This window comes from Streptomyces sp. BB1-1-1 (assembly GCF_031597775.1).
Lineage (GTDB): Bacteria > Actinomycetota > Actinomycetes > Streptomycetales > Streptomycetaceae > Streptomyces > Streptomyces thinghirensis.
Genome location: NZ_CP134203.1, coordinates 5467423 through 5486202 on the forward strand (window position 1 = coordinate 5467423; position 18780 = coordinate 5486202).

At 72.6% G+C, this 18780-nt stretch carries 16 protein-coding genes; 8 read left to right on the forward strand and 8 right to left on the reverse strand.

Annotation, left to right across the window (positions count from 1 at the left end):
- Nucleotides 1-2: 2 nt before the first annotated feature.
- From RI578_RS25090 to RI578_RS25105, 4 genes are all read right to left on the reverse strand, one after another.
- The gene (locus RI578_RS25090) at nucleotides 3-3149 is read right to left on the reverse strand and encodes a DUF3427 domain-containing protein (protein ID WP_310873174.1); all 3147 of its coding nucleotides are present in this window, start codon (nucleotides 3147-3149) and stop codon (nucleotides 3-5) included.
- 207 nt (nucleotides 3150-3356) lie between these two features.
- Nucleotides 3357-3809: an SRPBCC domain-containing protein gene (locus RI578_RS25095; protein ID WP_310873175.1), complete on the reverse strand. Its 453-nt coding sequence runs from the start codon at nucleotides 3807-3809 to the stop codon at nucleotides 3357-3359.
- A 97-nt stretch (nucleotides 3810-3906) separates the two neighbouring features.
- Complete coding sequence (locus RI578_RS25100; RefSeq protein ID WP_310873176.1) at nucleotides 3907-4953, reverse strand: SEC-C domain-containing protein; 1047 nt, start codon at nucleotides 4951-4953, stop codon at nucleotides 3907-3909.
- Nucleotides 4954-5078: 125 nt separating this feature from the next.
- On the reverse strand, nucleotides 5079-6554 hold the full coding sequence (locus tag RI578_RS25105; protein ID WP_310873177.1) for an MFS transporter: 1476 nt from the start codon (nucleotides 6552-6554) through the stop codon (nucleotides 5079-5081).
- Nucleotides 6555-6678: 124 nt separating this feature from the next.
- Between RI578_RS25105 and RI578_RS25110 the strand changes: the two genes are divergently transcribed.
- From RI578_RS25110 to RI578_RS25125, 4 genes are all read left to right on the forward strand, one after another.
- Nucleotides 6679-7254 (forward strand): helix-turn-helix domain-containing protein, encoded by a 576-nt coding sequence (locus RI578_RS25110; protein ID WP_310873178.1) that lies wholly within the window; start codon nucleotides 6679-6681, stop codon nucleotides 7252-7254.
- Between the two features lie 54 nt (nucleotides 7255-7308).
- The gene (locus tag RI578_RS25115) at nucleotides 7309-7620 is read left to right on the forward strand and encodes a DUF6412 domain-containing protein (protein ID WP_310873179.1); all 312 of its coding nucleotides are present in this window, start codon (nucleotides 7309-7311) and stop codon (nucleotides 7618-7620) included.
- Nucleotides 7621-7727: 107 nt separating this feature from the next.
- Nucleotides 7728-8501 (forward strand): membrane protein insertase YidC, encoded by a 774-nt coding sequence (locus RI578_RS25120; protein ID WP_310873180.1) that lies wholly within the window; start codon nucleotides 7728-7730, stop codon nucleotides 8499-8501.
- A 173-nt stretch (nucleotides 8502-8674) separates the two neighbouring features.
- Entirely contained in the window at nucleotides 8675-9532 is an 858-nt protein-coding gene (locus RI578_RS25125; RefSeq protein WP_310873181.1) for a fumarylacetoacetate hydrolase family protein, read from the forward strand.
- A 121-nt stretch (nucleotides 9533-9653) separates the two neighbouring features.
- Here the strand turns inward: RI578_RS25125 and RI578_RS25130 are convergent, their stop codons facing one another.
- The 3 genes from RI578_RS25130 to RI578_RS25140 form a co-directional block, all read right to left on the reverse strand.
- Nucleotides 9654-10526, reverse strand: coding sequence for an LLM class F420-dependent oxidoreductase (locus RI578_RS25130; RefSeq protein ID WP_310873182.1), 873 nt, complete (start codon nucleotides 10524-10526; stop codon nucleotides 9654-9656).
- A gap of 106 nt (nucleotides 10527-10632) precedes the next feature.
- The gene (locus RI578_RS25135) at nucleotides 10633-11115 is read right to left on the reverse strand and encodes a heme-degrading domain-containing protein (protein ID WP_310873183.1); all 483 of its coding nucleotides are present in this window, start codon (nucleotides 11113-11115) and stop codon (nucleotides 10633-10635) included.
- Complete coding sequence (locus RI578_RS25140) at nucleotides 11112-12191, reverse strand: Gfo/Idh/MocA family oxidoreductase (protein ID WP_310873184.1); 1080 nt, start codon at nucleotides 12189-12191, stop codon at nucleotides 11112-11114. The genes RI578_RS25135 and RI578_RS25140 overlap by 4 nt, the downstream gene beginning before the upstream one ends.
- Nucleotides 12192-12247: 56 nt before the next feature.
- Between RI578_RS25140 and RI578_RS25145 the strand changes: the two genes are divergently transcribed.
- Nucleotides 12248-13669 (forward strand): ROK family protein, encoded by a 1422-nt coding sequence (locus RI578_RS25145; RefSeq protein ID WP_399061341.1) that lies wholly within the window; start codon nucleotides 12248-12250, stop codon nucleotides 13667-13669.
- 179 nt (nucleotides 13670-13848) lie between these two features.
- Here RI578_RS25145 and RI578_RS25150 read toward each other — a convergent pair whose 3' ends face one another.
- A complete protein-coding gene (locus RI578_RS25150; RefSeq protein WP_310873185.1) occupies nucleotides 13849-15420 on the reverse strand; it encodes a PQQ-dependent sugar dehydrogenase in 1572 nt (523 codons plus the stop codon).
- Nucleotides 15421-15711: 291 nt separating this feature from the next.
- Between RI578_RS25150 and RI578_RS25155 the strand changes: the two genes are divergently transcribed.
- The 3 genes from RI578_RS25155 to RI578_RS25165 all read left to right on the forward strand — a co-directional run bounded on the left by RI578_RS25155 (nucleotide 15712) and on the right by RI578_RS25165 (nucleotide 18778).
- Nucleotides 15712-16548 carry a hypothetical protein gene (locus RI578_RS25155; RefSeq protein WP_310873186.1) on the forward strand — a complete coding sequence of 279 codons (837 nt, stop codon included), beginning with the start codon at nucleotides 15712-15714 and terminating at the stop codon, nucleotides 16546-16548.
- A 208-nt stretch (nucleotides 16549-16756) separates the two neighbouring features.
- The gene (locus RI578_RS25160; protein ID WP_310873187.1) at nucleotides 16757-17512 is read left to right on the forward strand and encodes a GntR family transcriptional regulator; all 756 of its coding nucleotides are present in this window, start codon (nucleotides 16757-16759) and stop codon (nucleotides 17510-17512) included.
- A gap of 120 nt (nucleotides 17513-17632) precedes the next feature.
- On the forward strand, nucleotides 17633-18778 hold the full coding sequence (locus RI578_RS25165; RefSeq protein WP_310873188.1) for a TIGR03364 family FAD-dependent oxidoreductase: 1146 nt from the start codon (nucleotides 17633-17635) through the stop codon (nucleotides 18776-18778).
- Nucleotides 18779-18780 lie beyond the last annotated feature (2 nt).

Sequence of the window (18780 nt, forward strand, 5' to 3'; positions counted from 1 at the left end):
GATCAGCTCGCCTGGATGGCCGAGTACGTCCACACGTCGGCCGGGAGGTCGTGCTTCAGGCGCCAGGTGATTGCCATCGGCTTGCTGCCCGAGTGCTCCACGTAGGTCGCCGGGCCGAGGAGCATCCACGGCTGGGACTTGCCTATGTCCGTGTTCTTGTAGCGGCGCATGAACAGCAGGACGTGGCTGCCCTGACGCGCATGCTGCTGGTAGCGCAGGCCAGTGCGGGAACTGGCCGCCGTCGAGTTCTGGGACTCCCAGTGGAAGAGTGTCGGGTTCAGCGCGTAGTCCTTGTAGCGGACCGTCGGAGAGAAGTCCTTCTCGTTCTTCTCGAGCGTGATGAGGAGCGCATCCGTCTGGAGATCCTCCACCCACTGCACGCCTTGCGCGAAGGACCGCGGCATCTGCCCGCCGAGGCGTGCGACGCCGAGCGCGGCCAGGATCTCCGACCGGTTGTACGCGCTGTGGACCTTTAGCGGGACCTGGCTGAGGCGGCCGGTCAGCGCGATCGGGAAGTGATCGGCCTGGTCGATGACGTACGTCAGTACCTGGCGGAGTTCATCCCGCAGCGCGCGCTGCGGGCGCAGGGACGCCAGGCCCTCCTGGAAGCTTGCGAACCCGCCCGCGTTGTCCCACAGGTTGAAGAACAGCATGCGGGCGTATGCCTGGTCGGTCGTTCCGAGAGCCTCGTACGGCGGGGCGTCGTCCTCCAGGAGACGTAGGTATGCCTGCGTGCGCTCGGGGTCGTCCACGTGCAGGAAGGCGTGCACCCGCTTGAGCAGTGCCGTCTCTCCCAGCGGGGCGGTGTCGGTGATCAGGCCGGCTCGACGGAGGACGGTCGTCCATGAGTTGTCACTCTTGTACAGCTCCTTGATCTCCCGGCGGCTTTCCCAGAGGTAGTCGGCGAGGCGCGGGGTGCTGTACTCCTTGACCTCCTTCACCAGCGTCTTGACGGTGGCGCCCAGTTGGGTCCGGATGTTGTCGAGGACGAGGTCCTTCGCCTTGCCCTCCAGAATGATCTGGCAGCCGGACGGCAACTGCGGGAAGTCGCGCTCGATGTGCTCGACCAGCCGATTCCGAGACAGGTTGGTGAGGGCCCGGAACTGCTCTTCGAAGCGGAACTCCGCCCGGTGCTGGCCGATGAAGTCGAGGACCGTGAGCACCGGCTTCGTCTCGGTACGCCGCAGCCCCCGCCCAAGCTGCTGGAGGAAGACGGTGGCACTGTTGGTGGGCCGCAGAAGGAGGAGGGTGTCGACGTCCGGGATGTCGAGCCCTTCGTTGAACAGGTCCACCGAGAAGATGACCTGGAGTTCGCCTTCCCGCAGGTCGGACAAGGCGCGGGCGCGTACGTCCGCAGGCGAGTCGCTGTCGAGTGCCACGGCCCGGATGTTGGCGTTGCGGAAGTAGTCCGCCATGAAGTGAGCGTGCGCCTTCGTGACGCAGAAACCGAGCGCACGCATCGCGCCCGGATCGGAGACCTTGTCCCGGATTTGCTTGAGGACGATGCGGGCCCGGGCGTCATTGCCCGTGAAGAGATTGCCGAGCTCTTGATCGGCGTAGGAGCCCTTCTGCCAGTTGAGGTTCGTCAGGTCCGTGCCGTCTGGGATGCCGAAGTAGTGGAAGGGGCACAGCAGGTCGTTTTCCAGGGCCTCCCAAAGCCTCATCTCGGCGGCGATGCGGCCCTCGAAGAACTCATCCTGGACATTGAGCCCGTCCATCCGCTCTGGAGTGGCGGTGAGGCCCAGCAACTCCTTGGGCGCGAAGTGGTCGATCACCCGCCGGTAGGTGGATGCCGTGGCGTGGTGGAACTCGTCGATGACGATGACGTCGAAGTGGTCCGGAGCCAATTGCTCCAGCCTTTGCACGTTGAGCGACTGGACGCTGGCGAAGACGTGGTTCCACTCGCGCGGATCCGCGCCGCCATACAGCAGCTCACCGAACGAGGCGTCGTCCAGCACCTCCCGGTAGGTGCGCAATGACTGCTTGAGGATCTCCTTGCGATGGGCCACGAACAGCAGCCTCGGCCGCCCGCGGGTCGACTCCTTGCACAGGTTGCGGTAGTCGAGGGCGGCCATGACGGTCTTCCCGGTGCCAGTAGCCGCGACCAGCAGGTTGCGATGCCGTCCGCGTATGTCGCGCTCGACGCTCAACCGTTCCAGCATGTCCCGCTGGTGTGGAAAGGGACGTACCTCCAGGCCGGAGAGGTTGATCTTCAGATCGGTGGGTGACGTGGTCCCACCTGCCTGTGCGAGGGCTCCGTCGAGGCGCTCGCCGTCGAGATCGGGGTCGTACGTCTCGAAGGCAGTGTCGTTCCAGTACGCGTCGAAGGTCGCCTCGAACTTGTCCAGCACCGCGGGCGTGGCCACCGACGACAGGCGTACGTTCCACTCCAAGCCGTCGAGCAGCGCGGCACGAGACAGGTTCGAGCTGCCGACGTACGCCGTGTCGAACCCGGTACGGCGACGGAAGAGCCACGCCTTGGCGTGCAACCGCGTCGAGCGGATCTCGTAGTTGACCTTCACGGTGGCGCCAAAGTCGCGCACGAGCCTGTCGAGCGCGTGACGGTCCGTGGCACCCATGTAGGTGGTGGTGATGACCCGGATCGGTACCCCGCGCTCCTTTGCGGCGCGCAGGGAGTCCTCCAGTACGCGGATTCCGTACCACTTCACGAACGCGCAGAGCAGGTCGATACGGTCCGCGGTGGCCAACTCGGCCCTCAACTCAGAGCCCAGGCTGAGGTCCTCCGGCGAGTTGGTGAGCAGCGACGTCTCGGAGAGCGGGGTGAGCGGGCGAATCGCGTAAGCCCCGGGAGCTTCTTGCTCTGCCAGGGCCAACAGCTGTCGAGGCCCCTCGACGATGGTGCCGACAGGTTCGGTATCGCTCTGCCCGCCAACATCGGCGGCCAGGGACTCCAGGATGCGGTTGGCGAACGGGACCTGCTGGTCGGCCGGTAGCTGGTTGAGGCGACGGGCCACCATGTCACCGATGTGCCGAGCCAACACATGGGGCGAGGACTCTGTGCTGACCTCTGCGTCGACCGCCTTCCACCCCGCGGCCTCGAGTCGCTCCAGCTCGCCATGCACCTGATTCGTGATCAGCTGCTCGTAGACCCCCGCGACCGGCTGCGCCGATCCCCCCGCTTCTCCCACCACGACCCCCTCGATCCCTGAAGCACTGTGGCTCAGTTCTAACAGGAGCCACTGACACCGGGCGGCCATGCCCGTAGAAAGGCGAGGCGACCGTGGTGTGGATCGCCTCAAACGAGCAGAGCGTGAACACTCACCCGGTGAGTGTTCACGCTCTGCGTGGCCGGTACCCGGCGGAGGGCAGGAGGCGCGGACGGTGGCCGCCCCCGCTCAGTCCTTCGCCCCGTCCGCCAGGAAGCCCTCCAGGCCGTCCAGCAGCATGCCGCTGCCCTGTTCCGCCATGTCGCGGGCCTCTGCCGTGTCGCAGGTCTGGTGGAGGGTGATCACGGTGTTGCGGGGGCCCTGGTCGGTGAGTTCGATGGTCATCGTCTCGGGGGTGGGGCGGCCGGGGATGTCCATGCCGAGGACCAGGTGGGTGGGCTCGTCCACCTCCACGTAGGTGCCGGTCAGGGGGAACTCGGCGCCGTCGGGGGTGACCATCGTGGCCTTCCAGGCGCCGCCCGGGCGGACGTCCAGTTCGACGGAGCCGGGGGCGGCGTGGGCCCACTGGGCGTACTGGTCGGGGGTGGTCCAGGCCTGCCAGATCCGCGCCGCGGGGGCGTCCAGGGTGCGGGTCAGGGTGTAGGAGAAGCCGTTCGCCGGGGTTGTCCGCTCGGTGGTCATGTCGTCCTGTCTCCTTGGGGTGACTTGGCTCGACGCCCTGCGCTCTTCGTGAGTTCGTAAGGCTCTTGCACCTGTAGACGCCCGGCGGGGCGGAAACTCATCGGTCCGTTGCGGCGGGACCTCCGAGGCCGTGGCACTGTGCGTACGGCTGTTCCGAGCCGCACCAGCACGCCGCTCCGCGCTGCGGCGGCCACGCCACCGCGCGACCCCTTGCCGCCAGCGTCGTCGCGTACTGGGGGAGGAGGGACGGGTCGGCCGGGGAGGCGCCCTCCGAGGCCGCGAAGGCCTCGTACGACGGGACCGTGCCCCGGACCACGCCCAGGTTCGGGGTGCCGGACGACGCCAGCTCGCGCAGTGCGGACTCTATGGTCGCCAGGTGGTCGTCGTAGGACGGGTACTCGGCGGCGAGGGGCGGGTACGCGTCGAGCAGTTCCGTCAGTTCGTCGGTCGGCCAGTGGAGCATGGCCACCGGGAAGGGGCGGGACAGGGCCTCGCGGTAGGCGCCCAGTTCGGCGCGGAGGCGGGAGATCTCCGCCTCCAGGTCCGCCGGGTTGTCCGAGCCGAGGGACCAGACGCGCTTCGGGTCGTGCAGCTCGTCCAGGGAGACCGGCATGGTGTGGAGGGTGTCGGCCAGGGCGTCCCACTCGTCGTGGGACAGGCCCAGCATCCTGCGGACGCGGTGGCGGCCGTAGAGGAGGGGGTGGGTCGAGTACGGGGGTTCCGCCACGTCCGTCAGGAGCAGGCGGGCGCCCTCCGTGAAGGTCTCGTGCGCCGCCTCCAGCTCGTCGTGCGCCTCCAGGGCCTCGGCGACGATCACCCAGGGGGCCGGGTCGCGCGGTGACGCCGCGCGGACGCCGTCGATGATCGCCCTGGCCTCCGCCTCGTGGTCGTACTCCCACAGGTTCGAGGCCTTGAGGGCACGGACCAGGGACGGGTTCTCCAGACCGGAGGGGCCCGTGTCGGAGGGCGCCAGCAGGCGGTCGTAGAGCTTGGTCGCGGCGGGGCGGTCGCCGGACAGTTCCAGGTGGGCCGCGGCGCGCAGGAGCAGGGCCTCGGCATCCTCGGGGTAGAGGCCGGCGGTCCGCTCCAGGCGTGCCGCTTCGGCGGTGTGGTCGACGTTTTCGGCGGGCGTGTCGGGGCGCATGGGGGACACCGTACTGCCGAGAGGTGACGAAGGTGAGGTACCCGCAGGCCAGGGGCGGCCCAGGCCACGCGGGTACCTCGTCCCCGGGGGGGAGGGGAGACGGGCGGGCGAGGGGGACGTGCGGGTCAGTTTCGTTCCCTCAGCAGCGCCACCAGGATTCCCGCCGCCGTCCCCAGCCCCGCCGACACCCACAGCGCCACGTCCGCGCCCCGGCCCGGTCCACCCGCCGACGTCGCGATCGCGATCGTCAGGGCGACCCCGGCGCACGAGCCGATGTAGCGGAACGTCTGCTGAGCGCCCGAGCCCATCGCCGCCCGGGCCGCCGGTACCGACTCCACCGCGAGCAGGGGCAGCGCGGCGTTCAGCAGGCCGGTGCCGACACCGGCCAGGACCAGGCCGGGGAGGAGACGGGGCCAGGAGCCCGCGCCGACCGCGCCGAGCATGGCCAGGGCGCCGGCGGCGTGCAGGGCGAAGCCGACGGCCAGTTGGTGGCGCGGGGAGACGCGGTGGGCGAGCCGGCGGGCCTGGAGGGCCACCGCGAAGGAGAGGCCGGACCAGAGGAGGAAGAGCCAGGCCGTGTCCATGGGGGACAGGCCGAGCGCCCGCTGGAGCATGGCCGGCAGGTAGCTGAAGAGGCCGATCACCGCGAGGCCCGTGAACAGGCCGCCCGCCGAGGAGGCCAGGAAGCGCGGGCTGCGCAGCAGCGAAAGGTCGATCATGGGAGTGCTCGCGCGGCGCTCCAGCAGCGCGAACAGGACGCCCAGGAGGACGGCCGCCGCCAGCAGGAGACCCACCGGCGCCCGCAGCCACCCGTCCCGGCCCAGCGTCAGCGCCGCCACCAGCGCGACCAGCGCCAGCCCGAACGTCACCGCCCCGGCGAGATCCGGCCGGCCAGCCCGCGGTGAGCGCGACTCCGACAGGGCCCGCGCGCCCAGCCCCGCCACCACCAGCGCGGCGGCGCCCAGAACGCCGTACGACACCCGCCAGTCCGGGATCGCCCCGACGAGCAGCGGGCCCACCGCTATCCCGCCGCTCACGAAGGCACCCCACACGCCGGTCGCGCGCAGCCGGCCGCCGGGCGTCGGGAAGGCGTGGACGAGCAGCCCGAGGCTGCTGGCCAGCAGTGCCGCGCTCGCCGCGCCCTGCGCGATGCGGGCCAGCGTGAACAGCCAGGTCGTGGACGCGAAGGCGCCCAGGACGGTGGTGACACCGAGGGCCAGCGTGCCGGAGACGAAGATCCGGCGGCGCCCGTAGTCGTCGGCCAGGCTGCCGGCCACCAGGAGCAGGGCGGCCAGGCCCAGCGGGGTGCCGTTCAGCAGCCAGGCCTGGGCGGACAGCGGAGTGTGCAGGTCGGCGGCCGTCTGGGGGAGCGTGACCATCGGCGCGGTGTACGTCATCAGGGCCACGGCGGTCGCGGCGCTGGTCAGGGCGAGGGTGCGGCCGGGGTGCGGAGGCGAGGTCCGGTCCGCGTCCGCGTCCTGATCCGGGTTCCGGTCGGGGCTGCCGCCTCGCCGTTGTACGGAGGCGGGGGCAGGGGCGGGGGTGGCCTCGGCTGCCGGAGTGCCGGCGGTGGCGGTGGGGTCCGTGCCGATGTCGGTCATGGCTGTCCGCTCTCTCGGTCCAGGAGGGGATGGTTCGGTCAATGAACTCACTTTTGGCGGCCAACGTAGCATTGCCAGTTCGGTGAATGAACCCAGCTGTCGGAAAGTGGCTACAGTGGACGACATGGCACTGGGCAAGGACTACGCGACGCAGGAGTGCTCGATCGCCCGCGCGCTGGAGGTCGTCGGCGAGCGGTGGACGCTGCTGGTGATCCGCGACGCGCTCTACGGCGTCCGGCGCTACAACGACTTCCTCGTCCACCTCGGCATCCCGCGCGCCGTCCTGGCGAACCGGCTCCAGGCGCTCACCGCCGAAGGGATCCTGGACAAGCGCCGGTACCAGGAGTCGCCACCGCGGGACGAGTACGTCATCACCGACCGCGGTATCGCCCTGTGGCCCGCCCTGCGCGCGCTCGGAATCTGGGGGCGCGAGCAACTCGGCGGGGAGCCGATGCGTACCTTCTGGCACGCTGGCTGCGATACCGAACTCAGCCCGTACGGTGCCTGCCCCGCCTGCGGAACCGTCGTCGCCGTCCGCGACATCGACATGAAGCCGGGCCCCGGACTCGATCCGGACCCGGCGGATCCGGTCAGCCGGGCGCTGCTGGGGCCCCGGCGGCTGCTCCAGCCGATCGGGACCGAGCAGCAGCCGTCGGCTGCCGGTCGAGCACAGGGCCGAGAACCGCGCCGGGTCCCGTAGAAGCCAAGTCCTGTATAACTGGGGCAAACGCGCGTACGAGAGGGGGAGTGGCCGATGACCCGAGGACGGGCCGTCCTGCGCCCCCTTCTCGTGCTGCTGCTCGTGCTCCTCCCCGTCGCGCTCGTCGACGTCGGCAGCCTCTCCGCCACCGTCGCGCTCGCCGCGACCGCCGCGGTCGGTTCCGCGCTCGCCCTCTGCGCCGTCATCGCCGCCCGCTGCGCGCCCGCCGTGCCGCCCACCCGGGTGCGTACGGCCATCAGGGACCGGGACCTGCGTACCGCCTTCCTGCCCCAGCGCGATCCCGACGCCCGCGGCCGCCGCCGGCCCCGAGCACCCGGGTACGCCCTCCCGGCGACCACCGCGTAGGGCACGTACTACTACTTCCGTACCTGGCCCCGCGCCGGTCGTGTCGTCATGCCGCCATCACCTTCACCCGGCACGCACGACGAGACCCCCGGAGGGCTCACCCACCCATGTCCGTTTTCGCCAGCCTGGTCGAGCACCTCGCCGACCTGCTCCAGCCGCTGTTCGGCGCGTCCGCCGCGGCCGCCGCCATCGTCCTGTTCACCGCCCTCGTGCGGCTCCTCGTCCACCCGATGTCCCGGGCCGCCGCGCGCGGGCAGAAGGCGCGCACCCGGTTGCAGCCGAGGATCGCCGAACTGCGCCGCAAGCACGCCAAGAACCCCGAGAAACTCCAGCGGGCCGTGCTCGAACTGCACGCCGAGGAGAAGGTGTCGCCGCTGTCGGGGTGCCTGCCCAGCCTGTGCCAGCTCCCGGCGTTCTTCCTCCTCTACCACCTGTTCTCCAGCTCCACGATCGGCGGGCGGGCCAACGAGCTGCTCTCGCACCAGCTCCTCGCCGCCCCGCTCGGCGGACGGTGGGCGGACGCGCTCGGTGACGGCGGGCCGGTCGGGGGCGCGGGGCTCGTGTACGTCGCGCTGTTCGCGTTCGTCGCCGGGGTCGCCGTCTTCAGCTACCGGCTCACCAAGCGGACGATGGCCGAGCAGCCGATGCTGCCGGCCGGTGTCGGCCGCGGGGGCGGTGCCGGTGGTGGTGGCGGTGGCGGTGGCGGCCGCGGTGGTGGTGACGGGGAGCAGGTGCCGGGGCTCGGCGCGATCACCAAGGTCATGCCGTTCATGTCCTTCTTCACGCTCGTCACGGTGGCGGTGGTGCCGCTGGCCGCCGCGCTGTACGTCGTCACCAGTGCGACGTGGAGTGCCGTGGAGCGGGCCGTCCTCTACCGCTGACACCGATGAGCGGGCCGCCCGGCGCGTGGCTACGGTCCAGTACGTGAACGGGGTATTGCGGAGTGGACCCCGACCTTGGAGGATCGACCAGTCCTCCGATGGTTGTCGCGTTACTGCCGCACCCAGGTCGCACCTCATCGGGCGGGCTGCCCGAGACCGAGGAGTTGGGGATCATGAAGCTGTTGCGAGTCGGTACGGCGGGGTCGGAGCGACCCGCGCTGCTCGACGCCGACGGGACCCTGCGAGACCTGTCGGGCGTGGTGTCGGACATCGACGGAGCGCTGCTCGGCGACGACGCCGCGCTCGGCCGGATACGGGCCGCCGCCGAGGCCGGTGAGCTGCCCGCCCTGGACGGCACGGGGCTGCGCGTCGGACCGCCCGTGGCGCACATCGGCAAAATCGTGTGCATCGGGCTGAACTACCACGACCACGCCCGCGAGACCGGGGCCGAGCCGCCCGCCGAGCCCGTCGTCTTCTTCAAGGCGCCGGACACGGTGGTCGGGCCGGACGACACCGTGCTCGTACCGCGCGGCTCCGTCAAGACCGACTGGGAGGTGGAGCTGGCGGTCGTGATCGGGCGTACGGCCCGCTACCTGGAGTCGGCCGAGGACGGGCTTGCCTGCGTCGCCGGGTACACCGTCTCGCACGACGTGTCCGAGCGGGAGTTCCAGATCGAGCGGGGCGGGACCTGGGACAAGGGCAAGAACTGCGAGACGTTCAACCCGCTGGGCCCGTGGCTGGTGACCGCCGACGAGGTACCCGACCCGCAGCGGCTGTCGCTGCGGCTGTGGGTCAACGGGGAGCTGAAGCAGGACGGGACGACGGCGGACCAGATCTTCCCGGTGGGGGAGGTCGTGCGGTATGTCAGCCAGTTCATGGTGCTGCGCCCCGGTGACGTCATCAACACCGGGACGCCGGCGGGGGTGGCGATGGGGCAGCCCGAGCCGAAGCCGTATCTGCGGGCCGGTGACGTGGTCGAGCTGGAGGTCGAGGGGCTGGGGCGGCAGCGGCAGGAACTGAAGAACGCGTAGCGCTCCGCTGGGGGCGCGGGGAATGGGGTGCGTTGTCGGCCGCGGGTTGTGTGTGGCTGGGCGCGCCCGCGCGGCGGAGCCGCACATGTCACAGCCCCGCGCCCCTACGGGGCGCTTCTCCTTACGCCAGCAGTGAAGCCAGTCGGCGCCAGCCCTCCCTGGGCAGGGACGTCATGTCGTCCTGCACCAGTTGGAGGGCCACGTGGTCGGCGCCCGCGGTGTGGAAGGCGTCGATGCGGGCGCGGATCGTGGACTCGTTGCCCCAGGCGAAGACGGCGTCGATGAGGCGGTCGCTGCCGCCGCCGGTGACGTCGGCTTCGGTGAAGCCGAGGTTGAGGAAGTTCTTGGTGTAGTTCGGCAGCCGCAGGTACATGGCGAGGTAGGCGCGGGCCGTCGCGCGGGCGCGGGCCGGGTCGGAGTCGAGTACGACCTTGAACTCCGGCGCCAGCAGCGGGCCCTCGCCGAGGCGCTCGCGGGCCTGCGCCGTGTGCTCGGGGGTGACCAGGTACGGGATCGCGCCGGCCGCCCGGTCCCGGGACAGCTCCAGCATCTTGGGGCCGAGCGCCGCGAGCAGCCGGTGGCCGGCCCGCATGCCCGCCTTGTCCAGGTCGTCGAGGTAGCCGACCATCGTCGAGTACGGGCGGCTGTACCCCTCGACCCGCGGGCCGTGGCTCACGCCGAGGCCGAGTACGAAGCGGCCGGGGTGGGACACCTCCAGCTCGGCGAAGCTCGCCGCCGCCGAGGACGCCTCGTGCTCCCAGATGCTCTGGATGCTGGTGCCGACGACGATCCGCGAGGTCGCCTCGATCAGCGGGGCGGCGTCCCGGGCCGCCGTGTTGCCGCCCAGCCACAGGGCGCCGTAGCCGAGCTGCTCCAACTCGGCGGCGGCCTCGGCGCGTTCGCCGGCCTGGTCAGGGTCCTCGGCGCGCAGTCGCGCGCTCCAGACGCCGTACCGTCCGACCGATTCCTTCAGAGAAGCCGTCGCGTCGTTCATCGGTTGCGATCCCTCCGGTGGGCACCGTGATCATCCTGCGTACCTGCCTGCCAACCACAGGTACCCACCGGTGATTCCCCGAGCGCGCCGTCCGGGGCCGTTCGGGCTACTCGCCCAGGAACCGCTCCAGCGCCTCCACCACGAGCCGGTGGTCCTCGACCTGCGGCAGCCCGGACACGGTCACCGAGCCGATCACACCGACGTCGGCCACGGTGATCGGGAACGAGCCGCCGTGCGCCGCGTACGTGTCGGCGTCGAGCCGCGAGGACTCCTCGAACGTCGTGCCCTTGGCGCGGAAGCGCGAGCCGACCAGGTACGACGCGGAGCCGTACCGCTCCACCACCCGGCGCTTGCGGGCGATCCAGGCGTCGTTGTCGGGGGTCGAGCCGGGCAGGGCCGCGTGGAAGAGCTGCTGGCCGGCGCGGTGGATGTCGACGGCCACCGGCGCCTGGCGCTCCCGGGCCAGCTCGACCAGGAGGGAGCCGAGCGCCCACGCGTCGTCGTTCGTGAACCGGCGGAAGACCAGGCGGCGCTCCTGCGCCTCCAGTTCCTCCACGGTCGGGACAGCGGTGTCGGGGGACGGGCTCACAGGGTGACCACCATTCCGTCGCGGGCGGACCGGCGGGCCGCCTCCAGTACGTCCAGGGCGGCGGCCGCCTCCAGGGCACCGACCGGGTTCGGGCCGCCGTCCAGCAGGGCCTTCGCCACCGCCGCGTAGTAGGCGGGGTAGTCGCCCGCCACGGTCGCCTCAACGCGTCCGCCGCCGGTGAGCGGGGACTCCCCGGAGCCCACGCGGCCCCACAGCGACTCGTCCTCCTCGCCCCAGCCGGGGCCCGGCCGCTTGCCCTCGCGCAGCGCCGCCTCCTGCGGGTCCAGGCCGTGCTTGACGTAACCGGCCTTCGAGCCCAGGACGCGGAAACGGGGGCCGAGTTGGGCGGCTGTGGAGGAGGCGTAGAGATGGGAGCGGACGCCGTTCGCGTGCGTGATCGCGATGAACGTGTCGTCGTCCGCCTCCGCGCCGGCGCGCCGGACGAGCGACTCGGCGTACACCTGCGTGGCCGGGCCGAAGAGGACGAGTGCCTGGTCGACGACGTGGCTGCCGAGGTCGTACAGGAGACCTCCGATCTCTGCCGGGTCGCCGGACTCGCGCCAGCCGCCCTTCGGCTTCGGCCGCCAGCGCTCGAAGCGCGACTCGAACCGCCATACGTCGCCCAGCGCGTCCTCGGCCAGCAGCTTGCGGAGGGTGAGGAAGTCGTTGTCCCAGCGGCGGTTCTGGAAGACGGAGAGCAGCAGGCCGCGCTCCTCCGCCAGCGTCGCCAGCTCGCGCGCCTCGGCCGCCGTGCCCGCGACCGGCTTGTCCACCACGACCGGCAGGCCGGCCTTCAGGGCCGTCGTCGCGAGCGGTACGTGCGTCTTGTTCGGGGACGCGATGACGATCAGGTCCAGCTCGGCGGCCCGCTCGAACAGCTCGTCCGGAGCGGCGACGGTCCGCACGTCCGGGAACTCGGCGCGGGCCTGCCGCTGCCGGTCGGGGTTCGAGGTGACCACCGTGTCCAGGGCCAGGCCCTCGGTGGCGGCGATCAGCGGGGCGTGGAACACGGAGCCCGCGAGGCCGTAGCCGACGAGACCGACGCGCAGGGGGCTGCCGGGAGGAGTACCAGTCATGCCTCCCACTTTCGCAACGCTGTTGCCAAAGTGCAAGCGCCGGGGACAATGGAGGCGTGAACAGGGCGAACGATGAGGTCGGCGGGTACGACGGGCGCGGCGCGTACGGCGGCAGTGCGGGTGCGGGTACCGGTGCGGGTACGGGTGTGGGCCTCGCGGCGGGCGGTGCCAACCTGCTCGCCCTGCGCAGCCACAACACCGCTCTGGTGCTCGACCTGCTGCGCTCCGCCGGTGCCGAGGGCATCAGCCGGCTTGAGCTGGCCGAGCGGACCGGGCTCACCCCGCAGGCGGTCAGCAAGATCACCGCCCGGCTCCGGGAGGACGGTCTCGCCGCCGAGGCCGGACGCCGGGCGTCCACGGGCGGCAAGCCCCGCACGGTACTGCGCCTGGTGCCGGAGGCGGGCCACGCGCTCGGCGTCCACCTGGACCGGGACGAGCTGCGGGCGGTGCTGGCCGACCTCGACGGTGCCGTGGTGGGGGAGCGGCGCTCCCCGCTGGACCTGGGCGCGGGCGCGGCGGACGTGGTGGAGGCGGTGGCGGGGGTGGCCCGGGAGCTGGTCGCCGACACGCTGAACCCGCCGGGAGGGACCCTCGCCGCCGCGCCCACCCTCCTCGGCCTGGGCGTCGCCCTGCCGGGCCCGCTCGACCATGTGCGGGGCGTGTTGCACCGGGTCACGGGGTTCCCGGAGTGGGACGGGTTCCCGTTGCGGGACGCGCTGGCGCGGCGGCTCGGCGTGCCGGTCGTCGTCGACAAGGACACCAACGCGGCGGCGCTGGGCCTCGCGGTCGGTCTCGCGGCCGGCGGTGAGGGCGGTGAGCGGGGCGGTGCGGGTGGCCGCGACGGCGGCGGTGAAGGTGGTCGTGAGGGCGAGGGCGGTCGCGAGGGTGGCGGCGCGGGCGGTCGCGGAGGCGGTGGCGGCGTGGGCGGCGCAGAGAGTGGCGGCGCGGGCGGCGAACAGGGTGGTGGCGCGGGGGGCAGCGCGGGCGGCGGTCAGGGCGCCGGCGCGGGCGGCTCCTTCGCCTACCTTCACCTCGGTACGGGACTCGGCGCCGGCCTCGTCTTCGGTGGCGGCGTGCACCGGGGCGCCCGGACCGGCGCCGGGGAGTTCGGGCACCAGGTCGTCCAGCTGGACGGGCCGCCCTGCACCTGTGGTGCCCGCGGCTGCATAGAGGCCCTGTGCCTCGGTGCCGTGGCCCGCGGCGACCTCGCGGAGGCGGCGCGGGTGCTGGGCGCGGGCGCCGCGAACCTCGTCGGGCTGCTCGACATCGACCTGGTCCTGCTGGGTGGCCGTACCGTCGCCGCCGCGCCCGAGGCCTTCGTCCACGGGGTCGGCGCCGTCCTCGACGCCCGCGCCCGGCGCGAGGGCGGACGCGACGGCGCCGTACCGGTGCGGATCGCGCCCGGCGGGACGCGCGGGGTCGCGGAGGGCGCCGCCCAGCTGCTGCTCGCGCCGCTGTTCGGGCGCGGCGACGCCTGACGGGGGCCCGGCCGGCGTCCCGGTGCCGGGCGAGCCCCCTGCCGAGGGTGAGCCCCCCTGCCGGGCGAGCCCCTGTGCCGGGCGAGCCCCTGTGCCGGGCGAGCCCCTGTGCCGGGCGAGCCCCCGTGCCGGACGAGCCCCCGTGCCGGACGAGCCCCCGTGCGGGCCTGCGCCGCCGCTCAGCGGCCCACCGCGCACGCGTCCCCGTTGAGCATGAACCGCGGCGGTGGCGACGCGTCACCGGTGTGGTCGGCGAGATAGCCCAGCGTCACGCTCGCGCCCGGCGCGATGGCGGCGTTGTGCGGGGCGCTGCCCGCCGAGATCGTGTTGCTGCCCTGCGTCAGCTCCGTGTTCCAGTCGGAGACGACCGTCTGCCCGAGGGCCAGCGGGAACTCGAGCGTCCAGCCGTTCACCGGGGCGTCGCCGGTGTTGGTGACGGTGAGGTCGACCGTCGTACCGGTGCCCCAGGCCGTGACCGTACGGTCCACCCGGCAGGTGGGTTCCTCGCGCGTGAACGACACGCGGTGGAGGCCGCCGGGCAGGTCGTTCACGACGTAGAACTCCCCGTCGACGGTCGTGCCGATCGACGTCACCTGGGTCGGCATCTCCCCGATCTCGGCCTGCTCGTAGCCACCTCGGCCGTCGGGGCGCAGCGCCCACACGGTGGACGAGCAGTAGTCGGTGGCGATGTAGGTGCCGCCGACCAGGTCGGCGTACTGCTCGCCCCGGTAGACGTGCCCGCCGATCACCGAACAGCCGCCGGTGTAGGGGGAGTAGGTGAAGACCGGCTCGGTGTACTCCTCGCCCGGCGCGCAGTCTCCGCCGGTGAACTTCTCCAGCCCCTCGTAGCAGGACCAGCCCAGGTTGAGTCCGCCCTGTCCGGGGGCGAGATGGTTGATCTCCTCCCAGCGGCCCTGGCCGACGTCGCCGATCCACAGCGAGCCGTCGGCGCGGTCGAAGGAGAACCGCCAGGGGTTGCGCAGCCCGTACTGCCAGATCTCCGCGCGGGCGCCCTCGGTGCCGACGAAGGGGTTGTCGGCGGGGACGCAGTAGGCGAGCGGGGCGCAGGCGCGGCTCACGTCGACGCGCATGATCTTGCCCAGCAGGGTGTCCAGCCGCTGCCCGGCGTCGAAGGGGTCGCCGGAGCCGCCGCCGTCGCCGATGCTCCAGTACAGGTTGCCGTCGGGGCCGAACGCGAGCTGGCCGCCGTTGTGGTTGCTGTACTCGGCGTGCTCCTGGGAGAGCAGGGGTTCGAGGCGGGCCTCGTCGAGCCGGTAACGGGCCAGGGTGACCGCGCCGTCGGGGAGTGCCGTGTACGCCAGGTACAGGTCCTGGCTGTCGGCGAAGTCGGGCGGGAGGGCGATGCCGAGCAGGCCGCGCTCGTTGCCCGACTCGTCCACGGCCGAGGTGATGTCGAGCAGCGGGGGCCCGGCCAGGCCGGTGTCCGGGTGGTAGACGCGGACGGTGCCGCGCTTCTCGGTGATGAACATGCGGTCCGTGCCGTCGTCGGGGGCGGCGAGGGCGGTGGGCCGTCTCAGACCGGAGGCGACCTGGGTGGTGGTGGCGCTGAGCGAGGGGAGGGGGACGGAAGGTGCCGGTGCCGGTGCCGGTGCCGGTGCCGGTGCCGGTGCCGGTGCCGACTCGGCTGCGGGTGCGGCTGCGGCGGGCGCGGGGGTCAGCGTGGTCAGCAGGAGGGCCGGCAGCAGCGCCGTGGCGAGGGTGCTCAGGACGAGCGTCAGGCGGCGCCGCACGCGATGGGCATGTATATGACAATCCATGGGACCTTCTCGTCCTTCTTCCGTAGGCGTCGGGCGTCGGGCGTCGGTGGCGTGGGAGCGCTCCCGTGGCGCTCCCGCACCCAGGCTGCGGCCCCCGAAGCGGAGCGGCAACGCGTGATTGCGCCACTTTCACGCCGTGTGGCGCGAACAGTGCGATGTCGGCAGCGGCGGGCCGCCGATCGAGTGGTCCCCGCCCTCCGTCCGGGCGTCATGGCCCGAATGGCGGTGCCCGCATCCGCGATCCATCGGCACGCTCATGTGTTTATGCGACTGTTCACGCCCGCGTCCCCCTGCCTGGTGGCGGCAGCCGCCCTCCTCGCCGCCTCCGCCTCCGCGTCCGCCGTCCTCGCGCCCGCCACCCCCGCGCACGCGGACCCCCGGGCCCCGCTGCCCGCCTGTACGGCCCCGGACGACCACACCTTCCCCCTCACCACCCGCATCCACGGCGGCCCCGCCGGCTACGAGGCGGGCGGCGGCTACGGCACCTGGTACCTGGACCTCACCAACACCACCTCCCGCAGCTGCGACGGCATCCACCCTGTCGTCGTCCTCGTCGACGAGGAGCGGGCCCTGGAGCCGTCGCAGCCCCGCCTGGAGTTCTACGACGGCTCCCGGCCGCAGCCCGTCGCCTTCGAGGCGACCGACCGGGACGAGCTGATCGGCGCGTTCGGCGAGGACGCCGCCGACGCGGGTTCCGGGTTCCCCGGCTTCACCGTCGGCCCCGGCAGGACCCTCACCGTCAAGGTGCGGCTCGCGTTCACCTCGGACACCGCGCCGGGCGAGGTCACCGCCAACGCGGCCGTCGTCCAGCGCCGCGGCGGGGACGGGGAGTGGATCGGCCAGTCGAACGACTACCGCTTCCGCGTCGGCGCCCGTGAGCCGGCCGCCGAGCAGGGCACCGACCCCGCGGCCCCGTCCGACTCCGCCGACCCCGCCGCCCCCTCCGTCGCCGCCACCCCGGACGACCAGGGCACCGGCATCCCGTTCGCCGACGAACTCGCCGGCACCGGACTGGGCCGGGTGGACGCGGCACTGGGCGCCACCGCCCTGCTCGTCGCCGCCGGCGCCGCGGCCGTACTGCTGGCCCGCAGACGCCGCTGAGACGCACCGGGCCGGGTCGCCGGGGCGCCGGGGCCGCGGGCGCCCACCCCCCCCGCACCCCCGCATCCCCGCCACCCCCGCACCCCCGCCACCCCCGCACCCCCACCCCCGCACCCCCGCACCCCCGCCACCCCCGCACCCCCACCCCCGCACCCCCGCACCCCCACCACCCCCGCACCCCCACCACCCCATCTGCGACCATCCCTCCGTGGACTACCCGAACGACCAGGCCCCGGGCGCCCCCGTCCGCTCCGGGATCCCGGAGCACGGCCGCGTGCCGAAGTACTACGCCGTCAAGGCGCGGATCGACCGTCTGGTCGGCGAACTGGGGGAGGGCAGCGCCATCCCCACCGAGCGGGACCTCTCCGAGCGGTACGAGGTCGCCCGCGAGACCGTCCGGCAGGCCCTGCGCGAACTCGTGCTGGAGGGCAAGCTGCGCCGGCAGGGACGCGGCACGGTGGTCGCGGGCCCCAAGCTGGAGCAGCCGCTGTCCCTGGCCAGCTACACCGAGGGCGTCCGGCGCCAGGGCCGTACCCCCGGCCGCGCGCTCGTCACCCTCGACCGCTTCCCCTGCCCGGACGCGCTCGCCGCCGAGACCGGCCTCACGCGCGGGGAGCCCGTCTGGCACCTGGAGCGCGTGCTGCTCGCGGACGACGAGCGGGTCGGCCTGGAGAGCACCTACGTCGCCGTGTCCCGCATCCCCGACCTGGCGACGGCCTTCGACCCGGACTCGTCCTTCTACGCCCACCTGGCCGAGCAGGGCATCGCCTTCGGTGACGCCGACGAACGCATCGAGACCGTGCTCGCCACCCCGCGCGAGGCCCTGCTGATCGGCACCCCGCCGGCCCTTCCGATGCTGCTCATCCACCGCGTCTCCCGGGACACGGGGGGCCGCCCGCTGGAACGCGTCCGGACGCTGTACCGGGGCGACCGCTTCTCCTTCACGACCCATCTGCGCGGCTGAAAAACGCCGTCCCACATCCCGTCGAACCCCGCCTCTTGGTAACGGAAAGATAACGGGTCTAGCCCAAACTTGGAGACCAGTTCACGCTCTCGTTGTCAGCCGGATTCCTCCGGTTCCCCAATGCCAAGGAGCGTGGCGGTCGTGAGAGTGATAGTCGTCGGAGCCGGCGTGGTGGGCACCATGCACGCCTGGCACGCAGTGAACCGCGGCCACGAGGTCGTACAGATCGAGCGCGAGACCGAGGCCCGCGGCGCCTCGCTGCGCAATTTCGGCCAGATCTGGGTCAGTGGCCGTGCGGGTGGAGAGGAGTTGGAGACCGCGCTTCGGGCGCGGGAGCTGTGGGAGGAGATCGGCGGCCGGATCCCGGCGCTGGGCTTCCGCCCGAACGGCTCCCTGACCCCGGTCCGCGGCGACCTGGAACGCGCGGTCGCCGAGGCGGCCGTGGCCCGTCCGGACGCCGCCGCCCGCGGCCACAAGCTCCTCACTCCCGGTGAGGCCCGCGCCCTGAACCCGGCCCTGCGCGGCGAGTTCGACGCCGCGCTGTACTGCGAGCGCGACGCCGCCGTCGAACCGCGCACCGCCCAGCTCGCCCTGCGCGCCGAACTGCTCAAGTCCCCGGGCTACACCTTCCTGCCCGGCCGCGAGGTCCGCGACGTCATCGGCGAGAACGCCGTCCGCGACGACCACGGCGACGTACACACCGGCGATGTCGTCGTCCTGTGCACCGGCGCCTGGCTCGGCGGCCTCGTCCGCGAGCTGGCCGGGCCCGACCTGCCCGTGCGCAGGGTCCGCCTCCAGATGATGCAGACCGACCCCCTCGGCGAAACGCTGACCACCTCGGTCGCCGACGCCGACAGCTTCCGCTACTACCCCGCGTACGGCTCGCCCGCCCTGGACGAGCTGAACGCGCGGCAGCCGCAGCCGGCCACGGCCGCGGAGCACAAGATGCAGCTGCTGATGGTGCAGCGCGCCGACGGCGGCCTGACCATCGGCGACACCCACGAGTACGAGCACCCCTTCGCCTTCGACACCGTCGAGGACCCCTACGAGCACCTCACCGGCGTCGTCGAGTCCCTCCTCGGCCGCCCGCTGCCGAGGATCCGCCGCCGCTGGGCCGGGGTGTACGCGCAGTGCACCGACAAGAGCCGGGTCGTGCACCGGCAGCAGGTCCGCGACGGGGTGTGGCTGGTCACCGGGCCCGGCGGGCGCGGCATGACCTGCTCACCCGCGATAGCCGAGACCACCGCGAACGAACTGGGCTGGTGAAA

Excerpts from the sequence above, each read along its gene's own strand:
- RI578_RS25165 (WP_310873188.1), top strand. The coding sequence starts at position 17,633 with ATGCCAAGGAGCGTGGCGGTCGTGAGAGTGATAGTCGTCGGAGCCGGC.
- RI578_RS25105 (WP_310873177.1), bottom strand. The coding sequence starts at position 6,554 with ATGACCGACATCGGCACGGACCCCACCGCCACCGCCGGCACTCCGGCA.
- RI578_RS25130 (WP_310873182.1), bottom strand. The coding sequence starts at position 10,526 with ATGAACGACGCGACGGCTTCTCTGAAGGAATCGGTCGGACGGTACGGC.
- RI578_RS25110 (WP_310873178.1), top strand. The coding sequence starts at position 6,679 with ATGGCACTGGGCAAGGACTACGCGACGCAGGAGTGCTCGATCGCCCGC.
- RI578_RS25140 (WP_310873184.1), bottom strand. The coding sequence starts at position 12,191 with ATGACTGGTACTCCTCCCGGCAGCCCCCTGCGCGTCGGTCTCGTCGGC.
- RI578_RS25100 (WP_310873176.1), bottom strand. The coding sequence starts at position 4,953 with ATGCGCCCCGACACGCCCGCCGAAAACGTCGACCACACCGCCGAAGCG.
- RI578_RS25125 (WP_310873181.1), top strand. The coding sequence starts at position 8,675 with ATGAAGCTGTTGCGAGTCGGTACGGCGGGGTCGGAGCGACCCGCGCTG.
- RI578_RS25115 (WP_310873179.1), top strand. The coding sequence starts at position 7,309 with ATGACCCGAGGACGGGCCGTCCTGCGCCCCCTTCTCGTGCTGCTGCTC.
- RI578_RS25120 (WP_310873180.1), top strand. The coding sequence starts at position 7,728 with ATGTCCGTTTTCGCCAGCCTGGTCGAGCACCTCGCCGACCTGCTCCAG.
- RI578_RS25155 (WP_310873186.1), top strand. The coding sequence starts at position 15,712 with ATGCGACTGTTCACGCCCGCGTCCCCCTGCCTGGTGGCGGCAGCCGCC.
- RI578_RS25095 (WP_310873175.1), bottom strand. The coding sequence starts at position 3,809 with ATGACCACCGAGCGGACAACCCCGGCGAACGGCTTCTCCTACACCCTG.